Origin of the sequence: Streptomyces sp. NPDC127108, from assembly GCF_042677545.1 — a bacterium.
GTDB lineage: Bacteria > Actinomycetota > Actinomycetes > Streptomycetales > Streptomycetaceae > Streptomyces.
In genome coordinates, this window is the sequence record NZ_JBHXTE010000009.1 from 176,082 (window position 1) to 196,813 (window position 20,732).

At 71.3% G+C, this 20,732-nt stretch carries 23 protein-coding genes and 3 tRNA genes; 3 read left to right on the forward strand and 23 right to left on the reverse strand.

What is annotated here, in order from left to right:
* Positions 1-16: 16 nt before the first annotated feature.
* From ACFVHO_RS10205 to ACFVHO_RS10240, 8 genes are all read right to left on the reverse strand, one after another.
* On the reverse strand, positions 17-1,072 hold the full coding sequence (locus tag ACFVHO_RS10205) for a UDP-N-acetylmuramate dehydrogenase (protein ID WP_385712065.1): 1,056 nt from the start codon (positions 1,070-1,072) through the stop codon (positions 17-19).
* A 153-nt stretch (positions 1,073-1,225) separates the two neighbouring features.
* A complete protein-coding gene (locus ACFVHO_RS10210) occupies positions 1,226-2,659 on the reverse strand; it encodes a DHA2 family efflux MFS transporter permease subunit (protein ID WP_385712067.1) in 1,434 nt (477 codons plus the stop codon).
* A 118-nt stretch (positions 2,660-2,777) separates the two neighbouring features.
* Positions 2,778-3,350, reverse strand: a complete 573-nt coding sequence (locus tag ACFVHO_RS10215) for a TetR/AcrR family transcriptional regulator (RefSeq protein ID WP_385712069.1) — start codon at positions 3,348-3,350, stop codon at positions 2,778-2,780.
* Positions 3,351-3,530: 180 nt separating this feature from the next.
* Positions 3,531-3,959, reverse strand: coding sequence for a MaoC family dehydratase (locus ACFVHO_RS10220; protein WP_380854220.1), 429 nt, complete (start codon positions 3,957-3,959; stop codon positions 3,531-3,533).
* A gap of 2 nt (positions 3,960-3,961) precedes the next feature.
* A complete protein-coding gene (locus ACFVHO_RS10225) occupies positions 3,962-4,426 on the reverse strand; it encodes a MaoC family dehydratase N-terminal domain-containing protein (protein WP_385712071.1) in 465 nt (154 codons plus the stop codon).
* 138 nt (positions 4,427-4,564) lie between these two features.
* On the reverse strand, positions 4,565-4,729 hold the full coding sequence (rpmG, locus tag ACFVHO_RS10230; protein WP_003956487.1) for a 50S ribosomal protein L33: 165 nt from the start codon (positions 4,727-4,729) through the stop codon (positions 4,565-4,567).
* An 88-nt stretch (positions 4,730-4,817) separates the two neighbouring features.
* A tRNA-Met gene (locus ACFVHO_RS10235) sits at positions 4,818-4,890 on the reverse strand.
* Positions 4,891-4,940: 50 nt separating this feature from the next.
* Positions 4,941-5,013 (reverse strand) — tRNA-Thr (locus ACFVHO_RS10240).
* A 302-nt stretch (positions 5,014-5,315) separates the two neighbouring features.
* On the opposite strand from ACFVHO_RS10240, the gene ACFVHO_RS10245 reads away from it, so the two are divergent.
* Together ACFVHO_RS10245 and ACFVHO_RS10250 are read left to right on the forward strand one after the other, a co-directional pair.
* Complete coding sequence (locus tag ACFVHO_RS10245; protein ID WP_385712073.1) at positions 5,316-6,674, forward strand: amidohydrolase family protein; 1,359 nt, start codon at positions 5,316-5,318, stop codon at positions 6,672-6,674.
* A gap of 88 nt (positions 6,675-6,762) precedes the next feature.
* Positions 6,763-7,419 carry an SDR family oxidoreductase gene (locus tag ACFVHO_RS10250; RefSeq protein WP_385712075.1) on the forward strand — a complete coding sequence of 219 codons (657 nt, stop codon included), beginning with the start codon at positions 6,763-6,765 and terminating at the stop codon, positions 7,417-7,419.
* A 58-nt stretch (positions 7,420-7,477) separates the two neighbouring features.
* Here the strand turns inward: ACFVHO_RS10250 and ACFVHO_RS10255 are convergent, their stop codons facing one another.
* Entirely contained in the window at positions 7,478-7,702 is a 225-nt protein-coding gene (locus ACFVHO_RS10255) for a hypothetical protein (RefSeq protein WP_385712077.1), read from the reverse strand.
* 135 nt (positions 7,703-7,837) lie between these two features.
* Positions 7,838-7,919, reverse strand: a tRNA-Tyr gene (locus ACFVHO_RS10260).
* A 199-nt stretch (positions 7,920-8,118) separates the two neighbouring features.
* On the opposite strand from ACFVHO_RS10260, the gene ACFVHO_RS10265 reads away from it, so the two are divergent.
* Positions 8,119-8,607, forward strand: coding sequence for a YajQ family cyclic di-GMP-binding protein (locus ACFVHO_RS10265; RefSeq protein WP_030359047.1), 489 nt, complete (start codon positions 8,119-8,121; stop codon positions 8,605-8,607).
* 102 nt (positions 8,608-8,709) lie between these two features.
* On the opposite strand, the gene ACFVHO_RS10270 is transcribed toward ACFVHO_RS10265, so the two are convergent.
* From ACFVHO_RS10270 to ACFVHO_RS10330, 13 genes are all read right to left on the reverse strand, one after another.
* Positions 8,710-8,976, reverse strand: coding sequence for a GlsB/YeaQ/YmgE family stress response membrane protein (locus ACFVHO_RS10270; RefSeq protein WP_030359052.1), 267 nt, complete (start codon positions 8,974-8,976; stop codon positions 8,710-8,712).
* Positions 8,977-9,147: 171 nt separating this feature from the next.
* Positions 9,148-9,600 (reverse strand): YccF domain-containing protein, encoded by a 453-nt coding sequence (locus tag ACFVHO_RS10275; RefSeq protein ID WP_385712079.1) that lies wholly within the window; start codon positions 9,598-9,600, stop codon positions 9,148-9,150.
* Entirely contained in the window at positions 9,597-10,460 is an 864-nt protein-coding gene (gene htpX, locus ACFVHO_RS10280; RefSeq protein ID WP_385712080.1) for a zinc metalloprotease HtpX, read from the reverse strand. The genes ACFVHO_RS10275 and htpX overlap by 4 nt, the downstream gene beginning before the upstream one ends.
* Positions 10,461-10,618: 158 nt before the next feature.
* Positions 10,619-12,166 carry an NADH-quinone oxidoreductase subunit N gene (locus tag ACFVHO_RS10285; protein WP_385712082.1) on the reverse strand — a complete coding sequence of 516 codons (1,548 nt, stop codon included), beginning with the start codon at positions 12,164-12,166 and terminating at the stop codon, positions 10,619-10,621.
* A complete protein-coding gene (locus tag ACFVHO_RS10290; protein ID WP_385712084.1) occupies positions 12,163-13,743 on the reverse strand; it encodes an NADH-quinone oxidoreductase subunit M in 1,581 nt (526 codons plus the stop codon). Before ACFVHO_RS10290 ends, ACFVHO_RS10285 begins: the two co-directional genes overlap by 4 nt.
* 6 nt (positions 13,744-13,749) lie before the next feature.
* Positions 13,750-15,744 (reverse strand): NADH-quinone oxidoreductase subunit L, encoded by a 1,995-nt coding sequence (locus tag ACFVHO_RS10295; RefSeq protein ID WP_385712086.1) that lies wholly within the window; start codon positions 15,742-15,744, stop codon positions 13,750-13,752.
* On the reverse strand, positions 15,741-16,151 hold the full coding sequence (nuoK, locus tag ACFVHO_RS10300; RefSeq protein ID WP_385712088.1) for an NADH-quinone oxidoreductase subunit NuoK: 411 nt from the start codon (positions 16,149-16,151) through the stop codon (positions 15,741-15,743). Before nuoK ends, ACFVHO_RS10295 begins: the two co-directional genes overlap by 4 nt.
* Positions 16,151-16,813 (reverse strand): NADH-quinone oxidoreductase subunit J, encoded by a 663-nt coding sequence (locus ACFVHO_RS10305; RefSeq protein ID WP_385712089.1) that lies wholly within the window; start codon positions 16,811-16,813, stop codon positions 16,151-16,153. The genes nuoK and ACFVHO_RS10305 overlap by 1 nt, the downstream gene beginning before the upstream one ends.
* Complete coding sequence (locus tag ACFVHO_RS10310) at positions 16,810-17,376, reverse strand: NuoI/complex I 23 kDa subunit family protein (protein WP_385712091.1); 567 nt, start codon at positions 17,374-17,376, stop codon at positions 16,810-16,812. The genes ACFVHO_RS10305 and ACFVHO_RS10310 overlap by 4 nt, the downstream gene beginning before the upstream one ends.
* Positions 17,376-18,344, reverse strand: coding sequence for a complex I subunit 1 family protein (locus ACFVHO_RS10315; protein WP_289947073.1), 969 nt, complete (start codon positions 18,342-18,344; stop codon positions 17,376-17,378). Before ACFVHO_RS10315 ends, ACFVHO_RS10310 begins: the two co-directional genes overlap by 1 nt.
* Positions 18,341-19,579, reverse strand: a complete 1,239-nt coding sequence (locus ACFVHO_RS10320; RefSeq protein ID WP_385712093.1) for an NADH-quinone oxidoreductase subunit C — start codon at positions 19,577-19,579, stop codon at positions 18,341-18,343. Before ACFVHO_RS10320 ends, ACFVHO_RS10315 begins: the two co-directional genes overlap by 4 nt.
* Entirely contained in the window at positions 19,576-20,202 is a 627-nt protein-coding gene (locus tag ACFVHO_RS10325) for an NADH-quinone oxidoreductase subunit B (protein WP_385712094.1), read from the reverse strand. The genes ACFVHO_RS10320 and ACFVHO_RS10325 overlap by 4 nt, the downstream gene beginning before the upstream one ends.
* Positions 20,193-20,594: an NADH-quinone oxidoreductase subunit A gene (locus ACFVHO_RS10330; protein ID WP_030359076.1), complete on the reverse strand. Its 402-nt coding sequence runs from the start codon at positions 20,592-20,594 to the stop codon at positions 20,193-20,195. Before ACFVHO_RS10330 ends, ACFVHO_RS10325 begins: the two co-directional genes overlap by 10 nt.
* Positions 20,595-20,732 lie beyond the last annotated feature (138 nt).

Sequence of the window (20,732 nt, forward strand, 5' to 3'; positions counted from 1 at the left end):
GCCCCTGGAGCGCGCCCTACAGGCTGACGCCCACCGTCACCGGCTCGTTGACCAGCGTGATGCCGAAGGCGTCCCGGACGCCCGCGACGACCTCGCGGGCCAGGGCGAGCAGGTCCTCAGTGGTGGCGTCGCCGCGGTTGGTGAGGGCCAGGGTGTGCTTGGTGGAGATGCGGGCGGGGCCCTGGCCGTAGCCCTTGGTGAAGCCGGCCTTGTCGATGAGCCAGGCCGCGGAGGTCTTCACGTGGCCGTCGCCCGCCGGGTACGCGGGCGGTGCGGTGTCCGGGCCGAGCCGCTCCGCCACGCGCGCGTGGAAGGCGGCGAACTGCTCGTCCGTGAGGATCGGGTTGGTGAAGAACGACCCGGCCGACCAGCTGTCGTGGTCCTCGGGGTCGAGCACCATGCCTTTGCCCGCGCGCAGCTTCAGGACGGTCTCGCGGGCCACGGCGGCGGGCACCCGGTCCCCCGCCTCGACGCCGAGCGTGCGGGCCGTCTCCGGGTAGGCGATCGGGGCGCTCATCCCGCCCGCGTCCTCCAGCTGGAAGCGCACGCGCAGGACCACGAAGCGGTCGGGGTCGGCCTTGAAACGGCTGTGGCGGTACGAGAACTCGCAGTCCGCGTTCGCGATGGTGACCGTCTCGCGAGCCGTCCGGTCGTACGCGATCACTTCGGTGATCGTCGAGGAGACCTCCTGGCCGTACGCGCCCACGTTCTGGATCGGCGTCGCGCCCGCGGAGCCGGGGATGCCGGCCAGGCACTCGATGCCCGCGAGGCCCGCTTCGACGGTGCGCGCGACGGCGTCCGTCCAGACCTCACCGGCCGCGAGCTCCAGGCGGGTGCCGTCCAGGGCGAAGCCGGTGGTGGCGATGCGCAGGGCGGTGCCGTCGAAGCCCTTGTCGCCGATGACCAGGTTCGACCCGCCGCCGACGATCAGCAGCGGGGTCCCGGAGTCGTCGGCTTCGCGGACGGCGGCGATCACCTCGGCGTCGGTCGTCGCGGTGATCAGGCGGGCGGCGGGGCCACCGAGCCGGAAGGTGGTGAGCGGGGCGAGGGGGGCGTCGTGGAGTACCTGCACGCCCCCCAGGGTACGGCCGACACAGCGGTGCCCCGCGGCGCGCCCCCGGCACACCCAAGCGCCGGACGGGGCTGCTGAAGCCCGTCCGGCGCTTGAGGACGAGGCCCGAAGGGCCAACAGGGGGGAGAGGGGCGCAGCCCCATAAGACCCCCGTCACACGGACACGGGCACCCGCTCCTCGGCCGAGTGCGCCTCGGCGACCACACCGGCGCTCCCCCGCCGGGGAAGCAGGCCCGCGGCCACGGCGGCCAGGGCGACCACGGCGGAGCCCACCCACAGCGCGGGCTCGAGCCCGTCCACGAACGCCACCGGCGACTCGTACCCGCCCTGCGAGGAGAAGACGGAGGCCATCAGGGCGACGCCGAGCGCCCCGCCCACCTCGCGCAGCGCGTTGTTCGCGCCGGAGGCGATGCCCTGCTCGGACGGCCGGACGCTGGCCATGACCAGGCTGGCGGCCGGGGCGAAGTACAGGGCCATGCCGACGCCGCTGATGATCAGGGCGGGCAGCTGGGCGGCGTACGAGACGTCGGGCGACAGGACGACCGCGAACCAGCCGAGACCGATGGCCTGGAGGGCGAGCCCGGCGGTGACGATCGGGCGGCCGCCGACGCGGTCGGAGAGGTAGCCCGCGATCGGCGCGACGATCATCGGCATGCCGGTCCAGGGCAGCAGCCGCAGGCCCGCCTCGGTCGGCGAGTACCCGAGCACTCCCTGGAGGAACTGGCTGAGCAGGAAGATCGAGCCGAACATGCCGACGAACATGAACAGGCTGGCCGCGTTGATCGCGGAGAACGCCCGGCTGCGGAAGAGCCGCATCGGCAGCATCGGGTTCTTGGCACGGATGCCGTGGTGCACGAAGCCGGCGAGCAGCACGGCACCGGCGATCAGGCCGGTCAGGACGGGGGCACTGGTCCAGCCGTCGATGTTGCCGCGGATCAGGGCGTAGACGATGCCGAAGAGGCCGCCGCTGGCGAGCAGGGTGCCGGCGAAGTCGAGCGGGGCGCCGGTGCCGTACGACTCCGAGAGGCGCATCCGGGCGAGCGGCAGCAGGGCGAGGCCCAGAGGGACGTTCAGCCAGAAGATCCACTGCCAGGAGACGTGCTCGGTGAGCGCGCCCCCGATGAGCGGCCCGCTGGCGACCGCGAGGCCGTTGACGGCGCCCCAGATCCCGAACGCCATGCCGCGCTTGGCGGCCGGTACGGCGGCCGTGAGCAGCGTCAGGGTGAGCGGCATCATGATCGCGGAGCCGACTCCCTGTATCGCGCGGGCGGCGATCAGCTCGTTGATGCCGGGCGCGAGGGCCGCCGCGGCGGAGGCGGCGGTGAAGGTCGAGAGGCCGACGCCGAAGAGCTTGCGGCGCCCGAACCTGTCCCCCAGGGCCGCGCCGAACATCAGCAGCACGGCGAAGGTGAGGGTGTAGGCGCTCACCGTCCATTCGAGGTCTTCCAGGTGGCCGCCCAGGTCCTCGCGGATGGAGGGCAGCGCGGTGGTGACGACGAGGTTGTCGAGAGCCGCCATGAATCCGGCGACGCTGGTGATGACGAGGGCCCAGACGGTTCCCCCGCGGGACCCTGCTTGCTGTGACATGTCTCCCCCGGACGGTGAGTGTCGAAGTAAGGTTAGTTATTGATGACTAACTTTCGTGGGCGCAGCGAGGCACGAGCCTCGGACCGCGTCCACGTGACTACTGGGGCCGCTACGGCCACTACGGCTGCGTGGACTTCTCCTGGGGCTGGGCCGACAGGTAGAAGCCTTCCCAGACCCGGTGGTCGGCGGGGAACTTCAGGGCGGACAGGACGTTGACGAGCATTCCGTAGGCCATGAACGTCGTCGTCTCGTTCACGTCGGCCCCGAGCGGCAGATGCGCCGCGTGCCAGATCTCCATCCAGCCGGCGCGCACCATCTCGCCGAACTCGTGGTCCCCTGCGGCCTCGGCGGCCGCCACGGCGACATACGTCTGGAGCTGCATCTGGAGCTTGTCGGGGTCGTCCGCGATGAGCTGCGAATACGCGACGGCCATGGCGTGCAGGGCCTCCTCGCCGTGCAGCCCCTCGCTCGCCTTCTCGAAGACCTTGCGGGTGTCCTCCAGGCAGCGCGACGACGCCGCCAGGAAGATCGCCTTCTTGCTGGGGAAGAGCCGGAAGAGATAGGGCTGCGAGACCCCGACACGCTTGGCGATCGCCTCGGTCGACGTCCCGTAATACCCGCCGCGGGCGAACTCGCTCATCGCCGCGCGGATGACGCTCTCGCGCCTCTCCTCCGCACTCATCCTGACCATGCGACTAAGTTAGTGGCCAATCACTAACCATGTCAAGAGGTGTCTCTCTGGAGGTACGAGTAAGGGGCGTCCGCAATGGCGGGCGCCCCTTACTCAATGACTGGTGACCTCGATGGCTGATGGCCTCACTGGCTGGTGACCGCATGGTCGGCCGAACCGTCAGGCCTCAGACTTCAGGCCTCAGGCCAGCCGCACGACCGCCCGGGACATGCCGAGCACCTTCTGGTCGCCGCTCTTGGCCAGGAGGTCGACCCGCACCTGCTGGTCGTCGAGGATCGCGGCGACCTTCGCGCTGACCTCGATCGTGGCGCCCTTGTCGTCGTTCGGGACCACGACGGGCTTGGTGAAGCGCACGCCGTACTCGACGACGGCGGCCGGGTCGCCGACCCAGTCCGTCACGACGCGGATCGCCTCGGCCATCGTGAACATGCCGTGCGCGATGACGTCGGGCAGCCCGACCTCGACCGCGAACTTCTCGTTCCAGTGGATCGGGTTGAAGTCACCGGAGGCGCCCGCGTACCGCACGAGCGTGGCGCGGGTCACCGGGAAGGTCTGGGCCGGGAGTTCGGTGCCGACCTCGACGTCGTCGTATGCGATCTTCGCGGTCATGGTCACGCCCCCTCCGCGGCGGGCTCGGCCGCGCGCGCGACGAGCTTGGTCCAGGCGGTCACGACGTGCTCCCCGGCCGCGTCGTGGACCTCGCCGCGGATGTCCAGGATGTCGTTGCCGGCGAGCGACTTGATGTTCTCGATGGTCGAGGTCACCGTGAGCCGGTCGCCCGCGTACACGGGACGCGTGTACGCGAACTTCTGGTCGCCGTGCACGACTCGGCTGTAGTCGAGGCCCAGCTGCGGGTCCTCGATGACGTTGCCCGCGGCCTTGAACGTGATCGCGAACACAAAGGTCGGCGGGGCGAGCACATCGGGGTGGCCGAGCGCCTTGGCGGCTTCCGGGTCGGCGTACGCGGGGTTGGCGTCACCCACCGCGACCGCGAATTCGCGGATCTTCTCGCGGCCGACCTCATAGGGGTCGGTGGGCGGGTAGGACCGCCCCACGAAGGACTGGTCGAGCGCCATGGCTCGGCACCTCCTGGCAGCTGGGTTCTCGGTAGGGGCCCGGACGGGCCGCCGCCGGTGCGGCGGGCGGGGTGTGTCCGGAAACGACTCGAGGCCGCCCCCGAGTGATCGGGGGCGGCCTCGAGTACTAGCCTGTTTTTATCGCGTTTCGCGGTGCGCGGTGTGCGAGTTGCAACGCGGGCAGTGCTTCTTCATCTCCAGTCGGTCCGGGTTGTTACGCCGGTTCTTCTTGGTGATGTAGTTCCGCTCCTTGCACTCCACGCAGGCCAGCGTGATCTTCGGGCGGACGTCGGTGGCAGCCACGTGAGTGCTCCTTGACGGACGGATGGACGGATGAACGCATAAAAGAGTAGCCGATCGAAGGACCGACCCCACAATCGGCTACTGAGGGTAGCGGTGACCGGACTTGAACCGGTGACACAGCGATTATGAGCCGCTTGCTCTACCGACTGAGCTACACCGCTGCGATGCGCTTCGGATCCCCGCCCGGAAGCGAGGAACCTTCACACATCAGAGCCCCAATGCGGAATCGAACCGCAGACCTTCTCCTTACCATGGAGACGCTCTACCGACTGAGCTATTGGGGCGAGCGATGAAGACATTACACGCTCGCCCGCCGATCGCCCAAATCCGTTTCGCCAGGGCCGTCCGGGGGCATGGCACCGGCCCGGAAAAGGCCTTCCCACCCGCCTCACCAGGGATCACCAAGCCCTCGCACCACAGCAGTACGACTATTGCGCTCCTCCGCGAAGCGGGCTCCCCGCCGCCCTAGGCTCGACCCGCGCTGCGTGATCTTGCGTGCCTCGCCGCCGCCGTCCACGCGCGCCCTCGGGTCGCGTCCCGGCACGTCTCGAGCCGCCCGCAGCCGCCCCCGAGCACCAGGAGCGCGATGCCCGACAGCCAGCCGCAGCAGCCCTCTTCGCCCGACTCCCCCGGCCCCCGGGAGTCCCCCGCCGCCCTGCCCTCGGCCCAGTCCTCCGCGCTGCTGCTCTGCGGGGCGCGGCTGACGGACGGCAGGACCGTGGACGTACGGCTCGGTGAGGGGCGCATCGAGGCCGTCGGCACGGCGGGCAGTCTGGCCGCGCACGCGGGGCGTGTGGACCTGAGCGGCTATCTCCTGCTGCCCGCGGCGGCCGAGCCGCACGCGCACAGCGACACGGCCCTGAGCGCGCTCACGGAGGGCCCGGTCCCCGGAGACGTCCAGGACGTGCAGCGACGCGCCACCGAGGCGGCTCTGCTGCAGCTGGGGCACGGGGCGACGGCGCTGCGCTCGCACGCGCGGATCGGCGACGTCCAGGGCCTGGACTCGCTCCAGGCGGTGCTCCAGGCGCGGCGCTCGCTGCGTGGCCTCGTCGACCTCTCCGTAGTCGCCGTGCCGCGGCTGCTCACCGGGGCGGCGGGCGCCGACGGGATGGCGATGCTGCGGGACGCGCTGAAAATGGGCGCCTCCGTAGTGGGCGGTTGCCCGGATCTGGACCCCGATCCGACGGGGTACGCGGAGGCGGTCCTCGACCTCGCGGCGGAGCACGGCTGCGCGGTCGACCTGCATACGGACGGCGGGGATCCGGCCCGTCTGGCGCGGCTCGCGGTGGCGGCCGGGGGGCTGCGGTCGGGGGTGGCGATCGGGCCGTGCGGGGGCCTGGGGCGGCTGCCGTCCGACGTGACGGCGCGGACCGCGGAGCAGTTGGCTGCGGCCGGGGTGACGGTGGTGTGCCTGCCTCAGGGCGACTGCGGGGGCGCGGGATACGGGGCGCGGGCGGCGCACACGGGGGCCGCGGACGCAGGGGCCTCGCACGCGGGGGCTCCGCACCTGGGGGTGGCGGACGGCGGGACGGTCCCGGTGCGGCTGCTGCGGGCCGCCGGGGTGCGGGTCGCGGCGGGCAGCGGGGCGCTGCGGGACGTGGCGAACCCGGTGGGCCGCGGGGATCCGCTGGAGGCGGCGTACCTCCTCGCGTCCCGGCGGGGGCTGCGCCCAGAGGAGGCCTACGACGCGGTGAGTTCGGCGGCGCGGGCGGCGATGGGGCTGCCCGAGGTCCGGGTGGAGGCGGGGTTCCCGGCGGAACTCCTCGCGGTACGCGGCGACACGCTCGCCGGGGCGCTGTCGCTGGCGTACAGCCGCATCGTGGTGCACCGGGGGCGCGTGGTGGCGCGGACCAGCGCGGTGCGGGAGTACTGCGACTCGGCGGTGGCGGTGGCGCTCGATCTGCCGCGGCAAGGGCGAGGGAAGGGGGGCGGGGCGGTTTCGTGACCCTCCGGGGGTGTGGGCCGTGCGGCATGTGGCCTGGTGCGGGACGTTCCGGCCGCGATCACGTGCGGGCTGCCGTACGGTCGGGAGCATGCGCATTGTCATCGCTGGAGGTCATGGTCAGATCGCGCTGCGGCTGGAGCGACTGCTCGCCGCGCGCGGTGACGAAGCCGCAGGGCTCATCCGCAACCCCGCGCACGAGGCCGATCTCCGGGACGCCGGCGCCGAACCGGTGCTGTGCGACCTGGAGTCGGCGTCCGTGGAGGAGGTCGCCCGGCATCTGGAGGGCGCGGACGCGGCGGTGTTCGCGGCGGGCGCGGGGCCCGGCAGCGGGGTGGACCGCAAGAACACGGTGGACCGGGACGCCGCCGTCCTGTTCGCAGACGCCGCGGAGCGGGCCGGGGCCCGCCGGTACATCGTGGTGTCGTCGATGGGCGCCGACCCCGACCACCCCGGCGACGAGATCTTCGACGCCTATCTGCGGGCCAAGGGCGAGGCCGACGCGTACGTACGCGGCCGTGCCGCCCTGGACTGGACGGTCCTGCGCCCCGGCATGCTGACGGACGACGCCGGCACGGGTCTCGTACGCCTGGAGGCGTCGACCGGGCGGGGCCCGATCCCGCGCGACGACGTGGCGGCGGTGCTCGCGGAGCTCCTGGAGACCCCGGCGACGGCGGGGCTCACCCTGGAACTCATCAGCGGCTCGACGCCGGTCTCGGTGGCGGCGAAGTCGGTCGCGGGCAACTGACGCGTCCGCTGCCTGAAGCGCCGCTGACCTGAGCGGCGAAGCGCCGCTGTCCTGAGCCTCAGAACAGCGGCAGCTGCCCCGGGAACTCCGGCACCACGTACCCGTCGAGCGCGGGCTGCGCGGCGCCGAGCTGGGCGTACTGCCGGGACCCGGGGCACGAGACGAGATCCCCGGCGCCCCGCGGCCCCGGCGGATCGTGGCGGGCGAACCTCCCGCCCACGACCGCGATTTCGCGACGGCACACGGGACAGTGTCTGCGACGGGACGAGCTGGACGACGACATACGTCCCAGTGTGCCCACGCCGGACCCGGACCTGCGGCAACCGGCCCCGGAACCTGAGGACGAGGGACCCGGAACCCGAAAACGAGAAGACCCCCTCCGCTTGCGTTTCGCAAGACGGAGAGGGTCTCCTTCATGTGGCGGCGCCAGGATTCGAACCTGGGAAGGCGAAGCCGGCAGATTTACAGTCTGCTCCCTTTGGCCGCTCGGGCACACCGCCAGGGTTTGCTGCCCGGGTCCGCTCTGCGCGGCGTTCCGTGGCAACGACGTAAACGATACCTGATGACCGGGGGTGCTTCGCCACCCGATTGATCGGCACCCGGCGGGGAGGCAGTGGCTAGGCTTTACGGATGCGGTCGGCGACTAGAAGGCCGTGTACCCGCTGAGTACGCAGACCCCGATACAAGGAGCCACAGGACATGGCCGACTCCAGTTTCGACATCGTCTCGAAGGTCGAGCGGCAGGAGGTCGACAACGCCCTCAACCAGACGGGCAAGGAGATCTCGCAGCGCTACGACTTCAAGAACGTCGGTGCTTCGATCTCCTGGTCCGGCGAGAAGATCTTGATGGAGGCCAACTCGGAGGACCGGGTCAACGCGATCCTCGACGTCTTCCAGTCCAAGCTGATCAAGCGTGGCATCTCCCTCAAGGCGCTGGACGCGGGCGAGCCGCAGCTGTCCGGCAAGGAGTACAAGATCTTCGCGACGATCCAGGAGGGCATCTCCCAGGAGAACGCGAAGAAGGTGGCGAAGATCATTCGCGATGAGGGCCCCAAGGGCGTCAAGGCACAGGTCCAGGGCGAGGAGCTGCGCGTCAGCTCCAAGAGCCGCGACGACCTGCAGGCCGTGCAGGCGCTCCTGAAGGGCCAGGACTTCGACTTCGCGCTGCAGTTTGTGAACTATCGGTAGTTCGTGGGCCGTTCGGCTCGCCGACGGACGACGGAGGGCGGGCACCCGGATCGGGTGCCCGCCCTTGCTGCTGGCTGCAGTCTGCGGTGGCCGTGTGCGTCGTCAGCGGCGGGAGTGGCCGAAGAGGATGCGGTAGGCGATCAGGAGGACGAGGGAGCCTCCGATGGCCGCGGCCCAGGTCGCGCCGTCGAAGAAGTGGTCGGCTATCGGGCGGTCGAGGAAGCGCGCGGAGATCCAGCCGCCCACGAAGGCTCCCGCGACGCCGATCAGCGTCGTACCGATGAAGCCGCCCGGATCGCGGCCCGGGAGCAGGAGCTTGGCGGTGGCACCGGCGAGCAGCCCCAGAACGATCCAGCTGATGATGCCCATGGGTGACCTGCCTTTTCGTGCGTGTGATTCTTCGTGCCTTTTCGTACGGTGTTGTCCTGGAGGACGCCGTGCGGAGAGCGCGCGGTTCCCGAACGTCCGTCGGGTGCGGCGCAGGACACAACGGTGGCGCAGGGGCGTGCGGGAGAGCGGGATGCGGCGAGTGGGGCGCGGTTACGCGGGGCCGCCCGGAGTGCCGTACGGGGACGGTCCTCCGGAGGCGGGAGACCCCATCGGGCCGGCCGTGAACGGCTCGTCCGTGGGCACGATTTCGCGGCCGAGCGGCAGCAACGAGATGGGGATCATCTTGAAGTTGGCGAGGCCCAGCGGGATGCCGATGATCGTGACGCAGAGCAGCAGGCCGGTGAAGATGTGGCCGAGGGCGAGCCACCAGCCCGCGAGGACCAGCCACAGGATGTTCCCGATCAGCGAGGGCGCGCCCGCGTCCGCGCGCTCGACCGCCTTGCGCCCGAAGGGCCACAGCGCGAACAGGCCGATACGGAACGACGCGAGGCCGAACGGGATGCCGATGATCGTGATGCACAGCAGTACACCCGCGAACAGGTAGAACAGGCACATCCACAGGCCGCACAGGATGAGCCAGATGACGTTCAGAACTGTCTTCACTGCTGACGACCTGCCATCTGCTCGAGCCGGGCGATGCGCTCCGCCATCGGCGGGTGGGTGGAGAACAGCTTCGACATGCCCTGGCCGGGCCGGAACGGATTGGCAATCATCATATGGCTCGCCGTTTCGAGCCGGGGCTCCGGCGGAAGCGGCAACTGCTTCGTACCGGCGTCGAGTTTGCGCAGGGCGCTGGCCAGAGCCAGTGGGTCGCCGGTGAGTTGCGCACCGGACGCGTCGGCCTCGTACTCCCTGGAACGGCTGATGGCGAGCTGGATGATGGACGCGGCGAGCGGGCCGAGGAGCATGATCAGCAACATGCCGAAGATGCCGGGGCCGTCGTTGTCGTTGGAGCGCCCGATCGGAATCAGCCAGGCGAAGTTGACGAGAAACATGATGACGGAGGCGAGTGCCCCGGCGACCGAGGAGATCAGGATGTCGCGGTTGTAGACATGGCTCAGTTCGTGGCCGATGACGCCGCGCAGCTCGCGCGGGGTGAGGATGCGCAGGATGCCGTCCGTGCAGCAGACGGCGGCGTTGCGCGGGTTGCGGCCGGTCGCGAAGGCGTTCGGCGCCTCGGTCGGTGAGATGTAGAGACGGGGCATGGGCTGGCGGGCCTGCGTGGAGAGCTCGCGCACCATGCGGTACAGCTCGGGGGCCTCGAACTCGCTCACCGGGCGTGCCCGCATCGCGCGCAGGGCCAGCTTGTCGCTGTTCCAGTACGCGTACGCGTTCGTGCCGACCGCCACGAAGAGCGCGACGATCAGGCCCGTACGCCCGAAGAAACTGCCGATGGCGATGATGAGCGCGGACAGTCCCCCGAGGAGTACGGCGGTCTTGAGCCCGTTGGTCCGGCGGTGCACGGTACGCCCTCCTGGTGGTGCGCGGGGGAACCCTCTGTTTGCTGGTGCTTCCACTGTTCAGTGGACCCTCCCTTACTGGTCAACGCCAGGCGGAGGGTGCTAGTTCCCTTGTGCGCTCAGGAGCGGTGTGGGCCGCGCGGGTGACGGGGCCTTCCGGCTCAGCGCACGCCGTGTTCCGCGAACTGGAGGACGAGCTGGGGTGCCCCGGAGAGGGCGACGCCGAGGACGGCGGTGACGGCGATGGCCGCGGTGAGGGGGGCCGGGACGTGGTGCTTGGCGGGCTCGCCCTCGGGGGCGCGGAACAGCAGCGCCGTCCACTGGAGGTAGTAGTAGAGCGCGATCACCACGTTGGCCGCCATGACGACGGCCAGCCAGCCCAGGCCCGCGTCGACCGCCGTGGAGAACACGGTGACCTTGGCGAAGAGGCCGATGATGCCCGGCGGCAGACCGGCGAGGCAGAGCAGGAAGAAGGCGAGGACCAGGGCCGACAGGGGGCTCTTGGCGTACAGGCCCCGGTAGTCGCTGACGCGGTTCAGCTTCTGGGCGCGGCCGACCAGGGCGGCGACGGCGAACGCTCCCAGGTTCACGGCGGCGTACATCAGGGCGTACGCGACGGTGGCGCCGGTGGTCTCCAGGACGTCGGTGTGGCGGTCGGCGTACCCGGCTGCCGCGATCGGCACCAGGAGGTAGCCCGCCTGGCCGACCGAGGACCAGGCGAGCAGCCGGACCGCGCTGTACGCGCGCGTGGACTGCTGGCGCAGGGCGGCGACGTTGCCGATGGTCATGGTGAGGGCCGCGAGCGCGGCGAGCGCGGGGCCCCAGACGTCGGCGTACTCCGGGAAGGCGACGACCGTGACGAGGATCAGGCCGGTGAAGCCGACGGCCTTGCCGACGACCGAGAGGTACGCGGCGACGGGCAACGGCGCGCCTACGTAGGTGTCGGGTACCCAGAAGTGGAAGGGCACCGCGGCCACCTTGAAGGCGAAGCCGACGAGGGTCAGGACTACGCCGGTCTGCGCGAGCGTGTCCAGCTGTCCGTCGACGTTGCCGAGCTTCTCGCCGACCTCGGTGAGGTGCATGGTGCCCGTCGCGGCGTACACGAAGCTGACGCCCAGGAGGGTCACGGCGGTCGCGGTCACCGAGGAGAGGAAGAACTTCAGGGCCGCCTCGGAGGACCGCTTGTCGCCGCGCTTGAGGCCCACCAGCGCGAAGGCGGGCAGGGAGGCGACCTCCAGGGCGACGACGAGCGTCGCGAGGTCGCGGGAGGCGGGCAGCAGCGCGGCGCCCGCGGCCGAGGACAGCAGCAGGAACCAGTACTCCCCTTCGGGGAGTTCCTTGTCGGCGTTCCGCGCGTCCTTGAGGGCGGTCATCGAGAGCAGGGCGGTGAGCAGCGCGCCGCCGATGACGAGAAGTTGGATGACGAGGGTGAACTCGTCGACCGTGTAGCTGCACGCGGTGGCCCGGGGGCCGCTGAGGCAGAACGTCGAGCGGGCGGCGCGGTGCGAGTCGGTGAGGGGCAGCAGGAACAGGCCCGCGGCGACCAGGCCCGCGAGGGAGACCCAGCCGAGCAGATGCTTGTTGCGCTCGCTCAGGAACAGGTCGGCGACGAGGACCGCGAGGCCGACGACCGCCACGATCGTGGGCGGCGCGACGGCCACCCAGTCGACGGACTGGATGAGGCTCGCGGTGGATTCGGCGGCGATCACGACTTGCCTCCTGCGAGGAGCTGCTGGACGGCCGGGTCGGTGAGGCCGAGGAGGGCCGCGGGCCAGAGGCCGGCGAGGACGGTGAGGGCGACGAGCGGGGTCCAGGCGGCGAACTCGTAGCCCTGGACGTCGGCGAGCCGCGGTGTCTCCTGGGTTTCGGCCGTCGGGCCCATGCAGACGCGGCGTACGACGATGAGCATGTACGCGGCCGTGAGCAGGGTGCCGAACGCGGCGATCGCCATGAACGTGAGGAACGCGGGGCGGCTGAGGTCGTCGGCGGGGTCGAACGCGCCGAACAGGGCGAGCATCTCGCCCCAGAACCCGGCGAGTCCCGGAAGGCCGAGCGAGGCGACGGCGCCGAAGGCGAGCAGGCCGCCGAGGCGCGGCGCCTTGCCGTACAGGGCGGCGCCGGACTCCTTGGCCAGGGTGTCGAGGTCGCTGGTGCCCGTGCGGTCCTTGAGGGCGCCGACCAGGAAGAACAGCAGGCCGGTGATGAGGCCATGGGCGATGTTGGCGAAGAGCGCGCCGTTCACGCCGGTCGGCGTCATGGTCGAGATGCCGAGGAGCACGAAGCCCATGTGGCCGACGGAGGAGTACGCGATGAGGCGCTTGAGGTCGCCCTTCGCGCCGGGCCGCGCCAGGGCCAGGCAGGCCAGCGATCCGTAGATGATCCCGACGACGGCGAACGCGGCGAGATAGGGCGCGAACGTCTCCATCCCGTCGGGCGCGATCGGCAGCAGGATCCGGACGAACCCGTACGTACCCATCTTCAGCAGGACGCCGGCCAGCAGGACCGAGCCGACGGTGGGCGCGGCGGTGTGGGCGTCGGGGAGCCAGCTGTGCAGCGGCCACATCGGCGTCTTGACCGCGAGCCCGATCCCGATCGCCAGAACGGCGATGACCTGCACGGACGTACTCAGCTGCCGGTCGTTGTCAGTGGCGAGTGCCACCATGTCGAATGTGCCCGCCCTAAGCCCGATGAGGAGCAGGCCGAGCAGCATGACGACGGAGCCGAGCAGCGTGTAGAGGATGAACTTCCAGGCGGCCTGCGTCCGTTGGGCGCCGCCCCAGCGCGCGATGAGGAAGTACATCGGGATGAGGACCATCTCGAACGCCAGGAAGAACAGCAGCAGATCGAGGACGGCGAAGGTCGCGAGGGTGCCGGACTCCAGGACGAGGATCAGTGCCACGAATGCCTTGGGGGACGGCCCAGCAGGCATTTTGAAGTAGCTGTACAGCGCGCAGAGGAAGGTCAGGAGCGCGGTCAGGACCAGAAGGGGGAGGGAGATGCCGTCGATGCCGAGATGGATGCGCACGTCGAGTGCGGGGATCCAGCTGATGTCCGTCGTGGCCTGCATCTTCGACGGATGGTCGTGGTCGAAGCCGAGCGCGAGGACGATCGCGGCGAGCAGGATCACGCCGGTCACGGTCACGCCGTGGCGCAGCACGGCCTGGTCCGGGGACTTCCCCTTCAGCCCGGGCGGGGCCGGGAGGAGAGCGGCCACGGCACCGACGAGCGGGCCGACGACGATCAACGCGAGAAGGAACTGCATCACTGACTCACTGATACCGATCACGGCTGCTCACGCTCCGGCGGTGGCGACGAGGACGGCGGCGACCGCCAGGACGACGGTGCCCGCGAGCAGCGCGCTCAGATAGGTCTGCACGTTGCCGGTCTGCGCGCGGCGGACGGCCGCGCCGAGCCAGCGGGGTGCGGTGCCCGCGCCGCGTACGTACGTGTCGACGACCTCGCGGTCGAGGAAGCGGACGAGACGGGCGCCGGCCTGGACGGGGCGGACGAACAGGGCCGCGTAGAGGGCGTCGAGGTGGAAACCCGCGGCGGCGTGGCGGTGCAGCGGGCCGAGCAGGAGACGGCCGGGGTCCGCCGGGTCGGGGGCGCTCGCGACATCGCCGTACGCCGGGGTGTGCGTGGCGATGGCTTCGGCCTCGACCTGGCCCGCGTCGGCGTCGGGGTGGGCGGCGACCGCGCCGATCGGGACGCGGGCGGCGATCGCGGTGGTGTGCCGCCACGCACCGTACGTGACCAGGGCGCCGACGAGGGCGACGCCCGTGCCGAGGACGGAGGTGGTGAGCGTCGGGGCGAGCTTGTGGCCGTCGAACCAGTCCGGGAGGACGCCGACGGTCACGCCGAAGGCGAGCGAGGGGACGGCGAGGACCCACAGTACGGCGGTCATGGCCACGGGCTGCCGACCGTGGTCGGGGGCCTCGGCTCCCCTGCCGTGGAAGGCGAGCAGCCACAGGCGGGTCGCGTACGCGGCGGTCAGGAGGGCGGCGACCAGTCCTGCGACGAGGACGATCCAGCCCGCCGCGGCGGGGGCGGACTCGGCGTGGCCGGTGGCCGTGTGCTCGGCGGCGCCGAGGACGGCCTCCTTGGAGAAGAAGCCGCTGAAGGGCGGGATCGCGGCGAGCGCGAGGAGCGCCACGGTCATCGTCCAGTAGGCGTCGGGGACGCGGTCGCGCAGGTCCTTCATGCGGGACATCGCGGCGAGCGAGTTGGTGCCCGCGGCGTGGATGATCACGCCCGCGGCGAGGAACAGGAGCGCCTTGAAGGCGCCGTGCGACAGGAGGTGGAAGACGGCGGCACCGCGGTCGCCGACGGCGAGGGCGCCGGTCATGTAGCCGAGCTGGCCGATCGTCGAGTACGCGAGGACGCGCTTGATGTCGTCCTGGGCGAGCGCGGCGAGGCCCGAGCCCGCCATGGTCACGGCGGCCATGACGGCGAGGACGACCAGGGCCGCGGCCGAGGCGGCGAAGACCGGGAGGAGCCGGGCGATGAAGTAGACACCGGCGGCGACCATCGTCGCGGCGTGGATGAGCGCGGAGACGGGGGTCGGGCCCGCCATCGCGTCGGGCAGCCAGGTGTGCAGCGGGAACTGCGCGGACTTGCCCGCGACGCCCGCGAGGAGGAGCAGGGCGATCAGCGTCGGGTGGTCGAGCCCGCCGTTCGCGACGGTGGTGAGGATCGTCGTGATGCGGAAGGACCCGGCTTCCACGGCGAGGGCGAACAGGCCGATCAGGAAGGGGACGTCGCCGAGCTTGGTGACCAGGAAGGCCTTCAGGGAGGCGGAGCGCGCCTCGGGCGTCTCCCAGTAGTGGCCGACGAGGAAGTACGAGCAGATGCCCATGATCTCCCAGCCGACCAGGAGGACCATCAGGTCGCCGGAGTAGACGACGAGCAGCATCGCGGAGGTGAAGAGGGAGACGAGGGCGGCGTACGAGGGGTAGCGGGGGTCGTCGCGCAGGTAGGCCGTCGAGTAGATCTGCACGCAGGAGGCGACGACGCCGACGAGGACGGCGACCAGGGCCGCGAAGCCGTCGACGTGCAGGGCGAGGTCGATGGGGACCGAGCCGGTGGGGGTGAGCTGGGTGGCCGCGTCCACGGCCGAGTCGCCGCCCTGGCGCACGGCCACGACGGCGGCGAGCCCGAGCGATGTCAGGGCGGGCAGCACCGCGAGCGGGCGGACGAGGCCGGGGACCGTGCGGCCGAGCAGCAGACCGGCGACGGCGCCGAGGAACGGCAGGAGGGGGACGAGGACGGCGAGGGTGGTCGTGGTCACGCGGTGGCCTCAGCCTTCTGCGACGCCCCGGGGGCGGGCTCGTCGGGTTCCTCGGCGGCGGCGCCCTCCGGGTCGGCACCGTCGTCGCCGTCGTCGCCGGGGCGTTCGGCGGTGTCGCGGAGGTCGTCGACGGCTGAGGTGCCGCGGTTGCGGTAGACGGCGAGGACGATCGCGAGGCCGATGCCGATCTCGGCGGCGGCGATGGCGATGGTGAACAGGGTCAGGGCCTGGCCGGAGTGCAGGGTGTCGCGGAGCCAGACGTCGAAGGCGACCAGGTTGAGGTTGACGGCGTTGAGCATCAGCTCGACGGACATCAGGACGAGGATCGCGTTGCGGCGGGCGAGGACGCCGTACAGGCCGACGCAGAAGAGGAGGACGGCGAGGACGGCGGGGTAGGCGAGGTGCATCAGCGGGTCCTCTCCTTCTGGTCCTTCTGGTCCTTCGGGTTCTTCTGGCCCCTCGGGTCCTTCTGGCCCTTCGGGTCCTTGGGGCCGTTTCGGGTCCGGCGGCCGTTGTCGTCCGGCTCGTCCTTGGACTTGCGGGACAGCACGATCGCGCCGACGAGGGCGGCGAGGAGCAGGACCGAGAGCGCCTCGAAGGGCAGGACCCAGTGCCGGAACAGGATCGAGCCGGTCACGTCGGTGGTGCCCTGGGGCGTGTCGAGCTCGATCCACTGGGTGCGGAAGGCGTCCACGACGACCCAGACCAGGGCGCCGGCGGCGGCGAGGGCCACGGCGAGCGCGACGGGCCGGTTGCCCGAGTCGGCGTCCGGGGAGCGGCCGATGGGCGCCTTGGTGAGCATCAGGCCGAAGAGGAGGAGGACGACGACGGAGCCGACGTAGATGAGGACCTGGACCCAGGCGATGAACTCGGCGGTCAGGAGCAGGTACTCGACGGCGAGGCCGCCGAGCGCGACGACCAGCCAGAGCGCGGCGTGCACGAGCTGGCGGGTGGTGACGGTGATGACCGCGGCGCCCAGGGTGACGAGACCGACGAGCACGAAGGCGATCTCGACGCCGGTCGGGGAGAGGAAGCCCTGGGGGGCGTCGGCGGCGATGTGGAGGTTCACGCGTCCCCCTCCGGCTCGGTCTCGGCGGCCGCCTTCTCGGTCTCGGCGGCCAGCTTCTCGGCGGCCTTGCGGGCGGCGGCGAGTTCCTTCGGCTCCTCGGCGGCCGGGTCGAGCGCGGGCGGGGCGGGGACGGTCCACATCCACTCGCGGAGCTTGTCGCGCTCGTGGGTGAGTTCGTGGATGTCGGTCTCGGCGTACTCGAACTCCGGGGACCAGAACAGCGCGTCGAAGGGGCAGACCTCGATGCAGATGCCGCAGTACATGCACAGGGAGAAGTCGATGGCGAAGCGGTCGAGGACGTTGCGGCTGCGCTCGCGGCCGCCGGGGGCCGCCGCCGGGACCGTCTCCTTGTGCGAGTCGATGTAGATGCACCAGTCCGGGCACTCGCGGGCGCACAGCATGCAGACCGTGCAGTTCTCCTCGAACAGGCCGATGACGCCCCGGGTGCGGGGCGGCAGTTCGGGCTGCACTTCGGGGTACTGCTCGGTGACGGTCTTCTTCGTCATCGTGCGGAGGGTGACGGCGAGGCCCTTGGCCAGGCCGCTTCCTGGGATCGGGGGCACTAGTTGATCGCCACCTTCACGATTCCGGTGAGCGCGATCTGCGCGAGGGCGAGCGGGACGAGGAGGACCCAGGCGAGCTTCTGGAGCTGGTCCTCACGGAGCCGGGGGTAGGTGACGCGCAGCCAGATCACGACGAACGCGAGGACTGCCGTCTTCAGGAGCGTCCACACCCAGCCGAGCCCGTCGGCGCCCCACGGGCCGTGCCAGCCGCCCAGGAACAGGACGGTGGTCAGGCCGCACAGGACGACGATCCCGGCGTACTCGGCGAGCAGGAAGAGGGCGAAGCGCAGGCCCGTGTACTCGGTGTACGCGCCGAAGATGATCTCGGAGTCGGCCACCGGCATGTCGAAGGGCGGGCGCTGGAGTTCGGCGAGCCCGGCGACGAAGAAGACGATCGCGCCGACGATCTGCCAGGGCAGCCACCACCACTCGAAGGCGTCCACGATGCCGGGCAGCGAGACCGTGCCCGCGGCCATCGCCACGGACGCGGCGGCGAGCAGCATCGGCAGCTCGTACGCGAGGAGCTGGGCCGCGGTGCGCAGGCCGCCGAGGAGGGAGAACTTGTTGGCCGACGCCCAGCCCGCCATCAGGGAGCCGAGGACGCCGACGCCCATGACGGCGAGCACGAAGAAGACGCCCGCGTCGATGACCTGCCCGACGGCGCCCTCGCCGGGGCCGATCGGGATGGCGAGCAGCACGAGCAGATACGGCAGCAGGGCCACGGCCGGGGCGAGCTGGAAGACCCGGCGGTCGGCGTCGGCCGGGACGACGTCTTCCTTCTGGGCGAACTTGACGCCGTCGGCGACGAGTTGCGCCCAGCCGTGGAAGCCGCCCGCGTACATGGGGCCGAGGCGGCCCTGCATGTGGGCCATGACCTTGTGTTCGGTCTGGCCGATGATCAGAGGGAACGTCAGGAAGACGACGAAGACGACGAGGAGCCGCAGCGTGACGTCGAGGGCGTCGTTCACTGCGGGCCTCCTGGGCGGTTGTCAGGGTCGTCGGGCTCGGTGGGGGCGGGGGGCTCGGCCGGGGCGGTGGCCTCAGCCGGGGCGTCGGGCTCGGCGGGGGCCTCGGCGGTCTCCGGAGCCTTCGGGGCCTCCGGTGCTTCCGCGGCCTTCGGCGCTTCCGGGGCTTCCGGTTTCGCCTTCGCGGCCTCCGGCGCTTCCGGTGCTTCGGCGGCCTCCGGCGCTTCCGGAGCCTCCGGTTTCGCCTTCGCGGCCTCCGGTTTGGTCTCGTCGAAGGCCGGGCGGGCGTTGTGCCAGGGGGCCTCGTCCTTCGCCTTCGGGGGCTCCGCGGCTTCCGTGGCCGGGACCGCCGGACCAGCCGGACCAGCCGGAGCCGCCGATTCGGCGGGAGTGGCCGAGTCGGCCGGAGTCGCCGGGCCAGCCGGGGTCACCGGAGCCGCCGGAGCCGCAGCCTCCGCTGCCGGAGCCGCCCCCTCCGCCCCCTCTCCCCGCTGCGAAGCCGACCCCTGCGACACACTGCGTGCCCGCCGTGCCGGAGCCGGAGCCGCCTCCGCCTGGCTGGCGGACCCCTCGCCCGCGGTCCGCGTGCGCCGGGCCGGGCGTTCGCCCGCGGCTCGCCCCGCCGCACCCGCGGCCCGCCCCGCCCCGCGCGCGGGCCGTGCGGGAGCGGCCGGAAGCTGCCCCTTCAGCGGACCCCACTCGTTGGGGTCGGGCACGCCCGGCGGCAGCATCTGCCGACGCTTGGGACCGCCGTGCTCGGATTCCCCCGGCTCCTTCGCCCCGGGCCAGGCCTTCGCGACCCGCGCCGCGAGCACGAAGTCCTTGCGCAGCGGATGGCCCTCGAAGCCCTCGGGCAGCAGCAGCGGTACGAGGTGGGGGTGGCCGTCGAAGCCGACGCCGAACATCTCGTGGGTCTCGCGCTCGTGCCAGGCCGCACCCGCGTAGACGTCGACGGCGGTCGGCAGGACGGGCGCCTCGTGCGGCACGGTCGTGCGGACGAGCAACCGCCGCACCGGGGCGAGGGCCACGACGTGGGCGGACACGCGGAACCCTGTGCCCGGTTCGTCGACGGCGCTGAGCCAGTCGAAGTAGGTGCAGCCGAGCTCGTCGCGGGCGGTGCGCAGGGCGTCGAGCCAGGAGGCCACGGGCACGTCCACCGTCAGGACCTCGTACGACTCCTCGGCGCTCGCCTCCGCGCCGAACAGCTCCTCGACGGGAGCGGGCAGCCAGCCGGTCATCCGGCGTCCTCCCCCGTCACCGGCGCGGCGCCCGGCACGGGCGGTGCGACCAGGCCGCTCTGGAGTGCCGCCGTGGACGGCCGCGCCCCGTTCGCGCCGTAGCGCTCGCCGAGCGACTCGCGGGCGATCTTCTCCTGGAGCTTGAGGATGCCCTGGAGCAGCGCCTCCGGGCGCGGCGGGCACCCGGGGACGTACACGTCGACGGGGATGATCTGGTCGACGCCCTTGGTGACGGAGTACGAGTCCCAGTACGGGCCGCCGCAGTTGGAGCAGGCGCCGAAGGAGATGACGTACTTGGGCTCGGGCATCTGCTCGTACAGACGCTTCACCGCGGGCGCCATCTTGTCGGTGACCGTGCCGGAGACGACCATCAGGTCGGCCTGGCGCGGGCCCGGCGCGAACGGGATCACGCCGAGGCGGATGAAGTCGTGCCGGGCCATGGACGCCGCGATGAACTCGATGGCGCAGCAGGCGAGGCCGAAGTTGAAGACCCACAGGCTGTAGCGGCGGCCCCAGTTGAGGACCACCTTCATCGGCTCGGGGGCGAGGCGGGACAGGACGCCAAGCCGCTTCGGCTCCGGGAGGAGCACGGGCTCCGCCGCGGGCTCCTGGTTCACGTCCATGTGAGGACGCCCTTCTTGTATGCGTACAGCAGGCCCACGGCCAGGAAGCCGAGGAAGATGAACATCTCGACGAGGGTCGCGGCGCCGTATCCGGGCGCGGCGAAGACCGTCGCCCACGGGAAGAGGAAGATCGAGTCGACGGCGAAGATGACGTAGAGGAACGCGTAGACGTAGTAGCGGACCTGGGTGTGGGCCCAGCCGTCGCCGACCGGGTCGACGCCGCATTCGTAGGTGAGCAGTTTCTCCGGGGTCGGTACGACCGGCCGCAGGAGCCGGCCCGCGCCGAAGGCCACGGCGACGAACAGCACGCCCACGACGGCGAGCAGCCCGACGACGGAGTACGACTCGAAGTAGCTCGCCGCGACGTCCGTGCGGTGCGTCGTCACTGGCACCTCAGCCCCTCACTCCCGAAACTCACGCGTGTACCGCTCACGTCTCACCCGTGTCTCGCCGAATTCGCCGTCACACCGGGTCCACGAAGCAGCTTGCCGTCACGTCTGTTCGACGATCTGTACGCACGGGAGTCTAGG